Origin of the sequence: Pseudomonas tremae (assembly GCF_001401155.1) — a bacterium.
Classification (GTDB): Bacteria; Pseudomonadota; Gammaproteobacteria; order Pseudomonadales; family Pseudomonadaceae; genus Aquipseudomonas; species Aquipseudomonas tremae.
The window spans coordinates 1-398 of sequence record NZ_LJRO01000169.1 but is presented as its reverse complement, the minus strand read 5'-3'; the positions used below and the strand labels follow the sequence as shown (position 1 = coordinate 398).

Here is a 398-nt window from a genome sequence, read left to right as displayed (position 1 = left end):
TCACGTATTTCGCCCTGGCGGCCGATGCGCAACGCATTCTTGAGAGCATGGTGAGCCTCACCCTTGTTAAGGCCGATCTGGGCGCGCCGCTGCATGTCCGTGTCTAGAATCCACTCAATAATAAAGAGTGTTCGCTCCACACGGCCAACCTCACGCAGAGCAACCGCCAGATCGTTCTGGCGCGGGTAGGAGGCGAGCTTGCGGAGCAACTGACTGGGCTTGATCTTTCCGGCGGTCATGGTAGCGGCGCAGCGGAATAGGTCAGGCCAGTTAGCAACGATCAGTTCCTCTCGGATTTTACCGCCGACTAGCTTGCGCAAATCCTTCGGCGTCTCTGCCGGATTGAACACGTAAAGGCGCTTGGAGGGCAAATCGCGTATACGTAGAACGAGCTGATA

1 protein-coding gene is annotated in these 398 nt (G+C 57.0%); it reads right to left on the bottom strand.

All coding sequences use genetic code 11. From position 1 onward, the window contains the following. Window positions 1-398: Tn3 family transposase (locus tag ALO43_RS12140; protein WP_157062289.1), on the bottom strand; the 398-nt coding region annotated here is incomplete at both ends.